This window comes from Patescibacteria group bacterium, assembly GCA_034660655.1.
Taxonomy (GTDB): domain Bacteria; phylum Patescibacteriota; class Patescibacteriia; order JAACEG01; family JAACEG01; genus JAACEG01.
In genome coordinates this window covers 7,091-17,033 of the sequence record JAYEJU010000019.1, presented here as the reverse complement: position 1 = coordinate 17,033, position 9,943 = coordinate 7,091, and the positions used below count along the sequence as shown (strand labels likewise).

Below are 9,943 nucleotides of genomic sequence, written 5' to 3'. Positions count from 1 at the left end.
CGCTTAATAATTTCACTGTATAGCTCTTTATTTTCTTCGCGAATTATTTCAATTAATTTTTCATCGCTTAAATCAAACAGCTTCATATTAATATTAATACAATCCAAATCAAAAATTTATTTCAGTATATAAATTTTAATTAATACTCTTCGCATTTGACTTGATAATATGACTGCGGATGGTCGCAAGAAGGACATTTTAAAGGGGCTTGATTTCCTTGATGAACATATCCGCATTCTCTGCAAACCCAAGATGTTTCTTGATCTTTTTTAAATATAGTCCCTGCCTCAAGTTGCGCTAATAATTTTTTATATCTTTCTTCATGATGCTCTTCTGCTTTGGCAATTGAACGCAATCTTTGCACTATTTTTGTTAGCCCTTCTTCTTCAGCGACTTTGGCAAACTCTGGATACATTTCTGAATGTTCGTAATTTTCGCCAGCAATAGACGCTTTTAAATTTTTAGCTGTGGATAAATTTTAAATATTTTCTTAAACATTTTAAAAATACGCCCGACAATAAAAAATACAAAATATTAAACAAAATTGTTCAAAAATCACGAATTTCAAAATTATCTTAAATTTTTTTCAATATCAGTAATATTCTTCGCTTTTATTATTTCTTGCCGAAGCGATGAAGCGTTGGGCATATTTTTTACATACCAGCAAAGATGCTTTCGCATTTCTATTATTCCAAAGTTTCCTTTTTGCTGATAAGCCATTTTGCTATGTTTTAAGGCAATTTTAAAAATTTGTTTTTGCGTTTTTTCTTGATACTCTCCTGTTTTTAAATAATCTTTTATTTGAGAAAAAATCCAAGGCTTGCCTTGAGAACCTCTGGCAATCCCCAAACCGTCAGCTTTGCTTGTAACTAATATTTTTTTTGCTATTTCCGGAGAATCAATTCCGCCATTAGCTAAAACAATTCCATTAAAAAATTTTTTAATTTTTTTGATAACTTCAATATCTATCTCGCCTTTAAATCCTTGCTCATAGCTTCTGCCATGAACCATAATCGCTTTAATTGGAAAACCAGACAAATTTTTTACAAAATTAATTGCTGTCTTATCTTGAATTTTGGAACGAATTTTAATTGAAACAGGAACATTGCTGTTTGCGCAAACTGCTTTAATAATTTTTTTAGACAAATTCAAATCAAGCATTAACGCAACGCCTGCCCCTTGTTTAAAAACTTTTTTCACTGGACATCCAAAATTGATATCTATTCCATCTGGCTTTATCTTTTGCATAACAATTTTTACGGCAACAGCAAAATGTTCTGAATTATTGCCAAACAGCTGAACCACATAGGGTCTTTCCTTTTTTTTAAATTTTAAAAGTTCTAAAGTTTTTTTAGAACTAAATTTCAATGCTGACGAAGACGCCATTTCTGAATAAACAACATCAACGCCAAAATCTTTACAAATTTGGCGAAAACAAGAATCTGTAATTCCGGCCATTGGAGCTAATGCTAAAATAGGTTTGTCTAACGCCTGCCAAAAATTATTTTCCATATCAAAATTTGTCATTCTGATTTTCATGCCTGTCGGTAGGCAAGAAATTCAGAATCTGTAAATTTACAAAATAGATTCCGTACCCCCGCAACAAGAGGGACAAGCAAGCACGGAATGACAATACAAAACAAAAAACAGCTTTTAATTTTTATTTAAAGCTAAATTAAATTATTTTTAAAACAGTTTACTTATTCTGATGGCTCTTGATATGTCTTTTTTCCTTCCTCGTCATCTTTTTCCTCTACTGCTTGGCTATCATTACCATCTTCATTGCTTTCCTCTCTTGCTTCTTCTTTACTTTCAACAGGTTCTTCAATTTTATTTTCTTCTTCAACAGGTTTTTCTTGCGGAGTTTTAACTTCTTGTTTTGCCTTAAATTTTGCAAAAAATTTTTCAAACATAAAATTTTAAAAAATAAATTAAAATATATGAATTAATTAAATTTTGGCTTAATAGTATATTTATTTTTAAAAATGTCTTCTATGACATACCCCTTACTTTCAATTTCATCTCTTAACTTATCCGACAACTCCCAATTTTTTTTCTTGCGAGCCTTTAGCCTTTCTCCAGCCAGCTCCATTATATCTTTTGGTATTTTTTTTCTCTTTACTTTATCAAAATTTAATTTTAAAATTTTGTCAAATTCTAAAACAGTCGCTTTCTTGTTTTCAGCTTTAATATTTGAATTAAAAACTTTTTGCAATAAAGCAATAACCAATGGCATACTAAGATCATCATTAATCAAATCGTTAAATTCTTTTTGAAATTTTTTATCAATTTTCCCAACCTCTTTGCCTAAATCAATAAATTTCTCGTAAAGATTATTCAATGCGTTTTGCGCTGAGTTTAAAGCCTCCCAGCTAAATTGAAGCTGTTTTCTGTAATGAGTTAAAAAACATAAATATCTGTAAGTCAAAGGATTAAATTTTTTTTCAACAATTGTTTTTAATGTTATAAAATTTTTTCCAGACTTTGCCATTTTGTCTTTAGCGCCTATTACTAAAAATTCACCGTGCATCCAATAATTTACGAATTTTTTGCCAGTTGATGTTTCTGATTGCGCTATTTCATTAGTATGATGTATTGGAATATGATCAATACCGCCTGTATGAATATCAAAATGCTCGCCCAAATATTTTATGCTCATTGCAGAACATTCAATATGCCATCCTGGAAACCCGACTCCCCATGGAGAATTCCATTCCATTTGGCGTTTTTTATGTTTTGTGGAAAATTTCCATAAAGCAAAATCTGTCGCGTTTTTTTTCTCGCGCAAACATACTCTTTTACCTTCCTGAATATTTTCTAAATCCATTCCATTTAATTTTCCATAATCTTTTATTTTAGAAGTGTCAAAATAAATTCCGTCTGAAGTTTTATACACAACTTCTTTTTTTTCCAATTTTTTAATCAAATTTATCTGCTCTTGAATATGATCTGTTGCTTTGCACCAAACATCCGGACTTGCTATATTTAATAGCTTAATATCTTTTTTAAAAATATTTGTATAAAATTCAACTATCTCCCAAACGCTTTTTTTCTCACGCAATGCTCCTTTTTCCAATTTATCCTCGCCTTCATCAGCGTCAGAAGTCAAATGCCCGACATCCGTAATATTCATTACCCATTTTGTTTTATATTTATCATAACGCAAAACTCTTATTAAAATATCAGCAAAAATATAACATCGCAAATTTCCAATATGCGCGTAATTATAGACTGTTGGTCCGCAAGTATAAACACCTGCTTTGCCTTTTTTTATTGGTTTAAAGATTTCTTTTTTTCTATTTAATGTATTATAAATTTTAAGCATAAAAAAATTAATGGATTATCTATTAACCTTATTATAAATTTACTTTATAATTTAATAAAAAGCAATAAAAAAACTATAAATTCATAATTTTACTAATATAATTTTGAATATTACAATCAGAAATACTCGCTTTTGATGATTCTTTCATGCTTTTAATTCTCTCTTTGTTCTCTAAACAAAATCTCATTTTTTGCAATAAATCATCTTCATTCCCAGCCTTAAAAATATACCCGTTTTCCCCTTCTTTAACCAATTCCGCTGTTCCTCCAACATCAGAAGCTAAAACAGGAATACCAAAACTTAAACCTTCATAAATAACTGTCGGCGAATTTTCATAACATAAAGACGGAACAACTAAACAATTTACCTGAACAAAAAATTTGTTCAGTTCGTTATGATGGCGTTTTCCTAAAAAAATAATCCTTGGATTATTTTTTGATATCTGTTTTGCTTTTTCAAATTCAACACCCGATCCAATAATAGCTAATTTATAATCAATATTTTTTATTTGTTTAGACAATTTATTAAAAACATTTATCAAAAAAATTATTCCTTTATGCTTTTCAATCTGCCCAACATACAAAAAGGTAAATACGGAATTTGAGATTTGAAATTTGGAATTTGTTTGTAATTTGAAATTTGGAACTTGAAATTTGCAGGTTGGATTTCTTAATACTATTTTTTTTTGTTTTTGAAAAAAATCTTTTTTAGAATAAAAATCTAAAAGCCAATCAGAAGGCGAAATCACAACTTGCGGATAAGAGAATAATTTTTTGTTTATTTTTTCGTATAATTTAGTTAAAAAAAATCTGTTTTGCCAATTATTTTCTTTTCCTTTAATTAAAATTCCGCTTGGGATAGCAAGTTGGACATCGTGCAAAGTGTGAAAATATTTAATACCAAGCTTATCTATCGCTTTTGGAATCAAATATCCAATTCCTTTTAAATTATGAGTAATCACTAAATCTGGTTTTTCTTTTTGTAAAATTTTTTTGATTTTAAAATAGCTATGCAAACTAAACATATCAAAAAAATGCCAAACTAAACGGCATAAAAAATTATGTTTTCCAATATTTCCAATCCAAAATAAATTTAATGGAAAAAAATAATAAACTTTTGTATTTTTATTTTTTATTTTTTTAAAAGCAGGCTTGGAAGTAATTACAAAAACATCATGCCCTTTTTCTTTTAAGCCGTTAACAATATTTTCAACAACTCTTTCAGCTCCGCCTCGCGCAAAAGGATGATACAAATTGTTTATTAAACAAACTTTCATAAATTACTTTTTTTATAAATAATCAAACATAATGCAACGCCAATAAAATCAATAAAAACATCTTTAATTGCTCCGCATCTTCCTTGAATAAAACTCTGATGGAATTCATCGCTAATGGAAAAGACGACTGCCGCGACAAAAGAAAAAATAAAAATATTTTTTTTACTAATATTATAATTGCTAAAAGCTTTTATTAAAAAATAAGTTAAAACAGTAAATTCAAGAATATGCGCTATTTTTCTAAAAATCAAATCCCACAAATTCGGCAAGCTTGATTTTAAATCTGGCTGGCTGGAAAAATAAAAAATAACCAGTATCCAAACAGCAACAAGCGACCAGTTAAAAATTTTTCTTTTCATAATAAGAACTATTTTTTATAATAAAAAAATACCAAAAATATATTTTATGAAATATCCTCAAACACTTTTATAAGCATTTTATCTATTTTTTCTTTATTATACGCGGACTTAGCGATTTTTCTTCCGTTTACTCCCATTATTTTTGCTTTTTCATTGTTTGCTAATAATAAACTTATTTTTTTAACCAATTCATCAACATTATTTGATTCAGCTAAAAAACCATTAACGCCATTTCTAACTACGCTTCTAACGCCTGCTAAATTAGAAGCAATAACTGGAATTCCTGATGCCATTGCTTCTAAAAGAACAACCCCAAACGCTTCTGCTTTGTTAATCGACGGCAAAACAAAAACATCGGCTAAATTATAAAATTTACACAAATCGTAATTATTAACTTTATCAGCAAAAATTACTTTGTCTGTTAAGCCGAAATCAAAAACTTCTTGTTCATATTTTAGCTTCATATTACCTTTTCCAACAATAATCAAACGACAATTAAAAAATTGTAATTTAGAAAAAACTTTTATTAAATTGTCAATTCCTTTAAAGTAATGCGCTTTATCTAAACCTCCGACAAAAAGAATTATTTTTTCATCTTTTTGAATATTATATTCTTTTATTAACTCAATAGGTTTTTCTCTTGGTCTAAAGCGATTCAAGTCAACGCCAAAAGGTATTTTAATAAATTTGTCAGGATATTTCTCAAACAAATTTTTTATATTGGAATTTTTTAAATAATCAAAAGAAGAAACAATTATTTTATCAGCTGATTTTAAAATTATTGGCGTTAGATATTTTGCGTGAAATTTAAAAATTTTCCCAAGCCATCCACCAGCCGTAGCATCCATATGATAAGTTATAATCAGCTTAGCTTTTAATATTTTAAATTTTTTCATCAGCCAGATAATTTCAACTGATCCAAAAAAAGGAAAATGAAGATGAACAATATCAAAATTTTTCAAACGCCAAAATAATGAAATTAAAACGGCCGCGTTTCCGTATTTTAAAACAGGAAGCAATTTTTTAACTTGAATTTTCTTATCAAATTTTTTATTTATTTCGCGATGATAAGGCGTAAAAACAACAACATCATTATTATATTTTCGCAAAATTTTAGCGTTGTCTAACGCGACATTTCCTATCCCGCCTTTATATGGAAAAAAAACACAAACAATTTCAGCTACGCGCATATTACTAAAAAAATTAAATATTAAATTTTATTTCTGTCTTTATTTTCCTGTCTATCTATAGCTATTTTTCTTACAATTTTAGTAATATTTCTTTCCATTTTGTCAAACTTGACTACCATTTTAAAAACTAAATAAAACAAAACTATTATGGAAATATAAACCGCCAAATCAGCGCCTTTTTCAACGCCAAAAAATTTAGCTATAATGTCTGTTTTCCTAAACCAAATTGTCGCGATTATGACTGAAAGCCAAAAAACCAGCCATAAATAAAATTCTTTGTTTGACACTTCCTTTTTCTTAAATTTATCAATCAAGCGAAAAATAACAAAAGCGGAAAATAAAATTATGATAAATTGGATTAACATACTATAAAATTTTCTTAAATATTAAATCTTTAATGATTTTCAAGCCGTCAAAAAAATTCTGCCCATATTCATTATAAACAATATCAACCGAAATCTCTTTATGCCTTAATCTCTTTCTTTTTATTTCTGAAATAATTTCAGTGTTATGCGCCATTTTATCTTGCATGATTTTTATTTTTAGCGCTGCTTTTCTTGACATCGCTCTTAAGCCATTATGGACATCAGACAATCTTAATCCAGTAAAAATAAAATTAAAAAACAACGCCGGCTTTAAAATAAAAAATTTTTTTGTCATTGGCACTCTGTTTTTAACTGACAAAAATCTAGAGCCCAAAACAACATCAGCTGTATCATCTATAATCGGCTGAATAATTTTTTTAATGTCTTTTGCTAAATGCTGGCCGTCTCCGTCAAAATGAACTATAATGTCAGCGTTTTTTTGAATCGCGTATTCATTACCAGTTTGCAACGCCGCGCCCTGCCCGCGGTTAATAATATGTTTTAAAATAATCACATTTTGATTTTCAACAATATGGACTGTATTATCATTAGAACAATCATCAACAACAATTATATTAGAATTTGGAATTTTATTTCTAATATCATTAATTACAGCGCCTATATTTTTCTCTTCATTAAAAGCGGGAATTATAATAAAAATATTCATAATTAAATTTATTTTTTTATTTTTTTCATTTTCTTGTTTTTAAAAAAATTATTTTTAGAAACTACCGAACGCTTGATTTTTCTTTCAATTTGTTTTCTAGCTGATCCGGCAATTTGTCCTCCAACTCTAGCGTCATCTTTTAGTTTCGGCACGCTTTTTGTATCTTTGGTGCGGTGGATTTCGGTTGTCGTTCTTTCACTAAGCATGGTCAAAATCAATTCAAAATCATCCATGTGATCACGCAAATTTTCTTGTTTTAAATTTTTATGTCTTTTATATTCCAATGGTGTAATGCCAAAAGTCACTTTTGATATTTTCCGCGGTCAATATTTCATAATCGCGATTAGTTTCTGCTCCGCGTTTTTGCCATTCATCAGTCAATTCCTCGCGAATAGCAATTCCTCGCATTCTTTTTTCAATCCAGTCCTCAGGATAACCCTTGAGCTTGTAGAGCATTTTTGTTCTTTTAGTTGCTAATTCCGGATTTTCTATTTCTTGTATTCGCTAATAACCGACTTTAGCCAGCCAACGTTTTAAAGGTTCAGCTTTGGGTGAAGGAATTGACTGAATTATACGAAACATACCTTCAGTATTAGCGCAGTCAGTTGTGTATTTTTTACCATCATTAGCCTCTAATTTCAGTCCGTGACAAAATGTCACGACCTCGCTTCCCTCTTCCTTTAATCTCTGTTTTAATTTTCTCCAATATGCGCCAGAATCCGCGCTTCCTGTTAGTACACTACAAACATCCACAACAGAAAACCACTATTCTTTTTGATAAATAGTTCTGCGAATTTTTTTGCCATTAAATAAGGCAAAGTGAGTATTTTGATTTTGCGTGTTAGCCATGTCTTAATTATAGTAAATTTAAAATGTTCATAAATATAATTTTGTTTTTTTGATTCTTAAAAATTATAATCAAAATTAAAATTTTATCCTAAAAATCTTAATAATCCTAATAATCTTAAAATCACGAGAATTATGTTCTCGTGCCACTGTCGCTGAAGCCAAGCAAAGACTTGCTTGCTTTTAAATAATCAAGCGTTTTTTTCAAACCAGCGTCTAAAAGCACGACCGGCTCCCATCCTAAATATTCTTTCGCGTAAGCTATATTTGGAATGTGTGAAGCTGACTTGTCTTTATCTGGCTGCTTAAAAACAATTTGAGATTTAGATTCCATACTTGATATAACTTTTTTTGCTATTTCTATTATTGGCAAAATTTCCTGGCTACCTAAATTAATCGGCTTTTTTTCTTCTGATTTCATTATTTTAAAAACACCTTCTATCAAATCATCAACATAACAAAAAGAATTTTTTATGTTTTGGTCGCCCTCTATCACGATATCTTTATTTTCCATAGCGCGCGAAACAAAATCTGATATTAATCTTCCGTCCGTTAATTGCATACGAGGACCATAAGTTGTAAAAACTCTTGCTATTTTCGCGTCCAAAGTATACCTTTTTCTATAATTATCAACTAAACTTTCAGCAAACCTTTTGCCTTCAACATAACAATTATTATGCCCTAAAGGATCAACAATCCCCATATAATTTTCATCTATTTCTTCGCCTGAAACAGATTTTCCATAAATAACAGAACTTGATAAAAATAAAAATTTAGCTTTATATTTAACTGCCAAATCTAAAGCTATTTTCAGTCCTAAAGAATTAGACAGTAATACTTCTGTTCCTAATTCATTAAATCTGTTTGGCGAAGCAGGACAAGCCAAATAATAAATTTCTTGCACGCCTTGCCAGCGAACCTTGAATTTTTCTAGTCCAGGCAAATCTTCTAATACTATTGGCTGATTAATGTCGTGATTTACAAATTCAAAATTCGCGTTTCTTAACAAAAAATCAATATTTTTCTCACTGCCTGTTAAAAGATTGTCAACGCATATAATCTTGTTCTTTTTTACTAAACGCTCGCATATATGCGAACCAATAAATCCGGCCCCTCCAACCACTAAAATGTTTTTGTGATCAAAAATTTGTTTAACTGCCATAAATTTTTATATATTATTAAATAAGATTATTAGGATATTTAGGATAATTTATTTAATTTATTATCTTAAAAATCTTAAATATACCAAAAATCCTAAAAATCTTTTATTAAATTATTCCACGCTCATTATAGCAATGTTAATGCCTTCGTCAAAATGATTAGAAAAAACATTCAAACTTTCTACTAAAGCTCCTTGTTTATTAAAAATTTTTACTAAATTTCCTCCTCCTTTTTTGGGCGACGCAATAATTTCATACTTGCCGTCATTATCAATATCTCCAACTGCGACATTAATTCCATGATGATCTTCTTTATCATAAGCAAAAAATTGATATTTTACAAATCCGCTCGCATTGAATACCCTGATATGCGGACCGCCTCCTTTTCCAGCGCCTGTTATTATTTCGCTTATGCCGTCGCCGTCAATGTCTCCCACTGCGACATTCACGCCTCCGCGAAAATTTTTGTCATAAGCAAAAAATTGCGAAAGCACTCTTCCAAAACGATCAAATATTCGTATGTGCGGACCGCCTCCTTTTCCAGCGCCTGTTATTATTTCGCTTATGCCGTCGCCGTCAATGTCTCCCACTGCGACATTCACGCCTCCGCGAAAATTTTTGTCATAAGCAAAAAATTGAAACATTAAATTCCCGTCAATATCAAACACTCTGATATGCGGACCGCCTCCTTTTCCAGCGCCTGTTATTATTTCGCTTATGCCGTCGCCGTCAATGTCTCCCGATGCGACATTCAC

At 30.0% G+C, this 9,943-nt stretch carries 13 protein-coding genes and 1 pseudogene; all 14 read right to left on the bottom strand.

The window, feature by feature from the left end:
- Positions 1 to 139: 139 nt before the first annotated feature.
- A pseudogene (locus tag U9O55_01235) lies at positions 140 to 472 on the bottom strand (rubrerythrin family protein).
- A gap of 98 nt (positions 473 to 570) precedes the next feature.
- Positions 571 to 1,539, bottom strand: coding sequence for a tRNA-dihydrouridine synthase (locus U9O55_01230; protein ID MEA2088449.1), 969 nt, complete (start codon positions 1,537 to 1,539; stop codon positions 571 to 573).
- Positions 1,540 to 1,700: 161 nt separating this feature from the next.
- Entirely contained in the window at positions 1,701 to 1,913 is a 213-nt protein-coding gene (locus U9O55_01225; GenBank protein ID MEA2088448.1) for a hypothetical protein, read from the bottom strand.
- Between the two features lie 32 nt (positions 1,914 to 1,945).
- Positions 1,946 to 3,325, bottom strand: coding sequence for a cysteine--tRNA ligase (gene cysS / locus U9O55_01220; GenBank protein MEA2088447.1), 1,380 nt, complete (start codon positions 3,323 to 3,325; stop codon positions 1,946 to 1,948).
- 73 nt (positions 3,326 to 3,398) lie between these two features.
- Complete coding sequence (locus tag U9O55_01215; GenBank protein MEA2088446.1) at positions 3,399 to 4,601, bottom strand: glycosyltransferase; 1,203 nt, start codon at positions 4,599 to 4,601, stop codon at positions 3,399 to 3,401.
- Positions 4,598 to 4,960 (bottom strand): VanZ family protein, encoded by a 363-nt coding sequence (locus U9O55_01210; GenBank protein ID MEA2088445.1) that lies wholly within the window; start codon positions 4,958 to 4,960, stop codon positions 4,598 to 4,600. Before U9O55_01210 ends, U9O55_01215 begins: the two co-directional genes overlap by 4 nt.
- Before the next feature lie 44 nt (positions 4,961 to 5,004).
- A complete protein-coding gene (locus U9O55_01205) occupies positions 5,005 to 6,150 on the bottom strand; it encodes a glycosyltransferase family 4 protein (protein ID MEA2088444.1) in 1,146 nt (381 codons plus the stop codon).
- A 20-nt stretch (positions 6,151 to 6,170) separates the two neighbouring features.
- Positions 6,171 to 6,515, bottom strand: a complete 345-nt coding sequence (locus tag U9O55_01200; GenBank protein MEA2088443.1) for a DUF2304 domain-containing protein — start codon at positions 6,513 to 6,515, stop codon at positions 6,171 to 6,173.
- Between the two features lies 1 nt (position 6,516).
- Positions 6,517 to 7,182, bottom strand: a complete 666-nt coding sequence (locus U9O55_01195) for a glycosyltransferase family 2 protein (protein ID MEA2088442.1) — start codon at positions 7,180 to 7,182, stop codon at positions 6,517 to 6,519.
- 8 nt (positions 7,183 to 7,190) lie between these two features.
- On the bottom strand, positions 7,191 to 7,466 hold the full coding sequence (locus tag U9O55_01190; GenBank protein MEA2088441.1) for a hypothetical protein: 276 nt from the start codon (positions 7,464 to 7,466) through the stop codon (positions 7,191 to 7,193).
- Positions 7,456 to 7,638: a hypothetical protein gene (locus tag U9O55_01185; protein MEA2088440.1), complete on the bottom strand. Its 183-nt coding sequence runs from the start codon at positions 7,636 to 7,638 to the stop codon at positions 7,456 to 7,458. Before U9O55_01185 ends, U9O55_01190 begins: the two co-directional genes overlap by 11 nt.
- Before the next feature lie 48 nt (positions 7,639 to 7,686).
- Positions 7,687 to 7,935 carry a Bro-N domain-containing protein gene (locus U9O55_01180; GenBank protein ID MEA2088439.1) on the bottom strand — a complete coding sequence of 83 codons (249 nt, stop codon included), beginning with the start codon at positions 7,933 to 7,935 and terminating at the stop codon, positions 7,687 to 7,689.
- Between the two features lie 226 nt (positions 7,936 to 8,161).
- Positions 8,162 to 9,190, bottom strand: coding sequence for an NAD-dependent epimerase/dehydratase family protein (locus U9O55_01175; GenBank protein MEA2088438.1), 1,029 nt, complete (start codon positions 9,188 to 9,190; stop codon positions 8,162 to 8,164).
- 111 nt (positions 9,191 to 9,301) lie between these two features.
- A partial coding sequence (locus U9O55_01170) for a VCBS repeat-containing protein (GenBank protein ID MEA2088437.1) occupies positions 9,302 to 9,943 on the bottom strand: 642 nt, incomplete at its 5' end.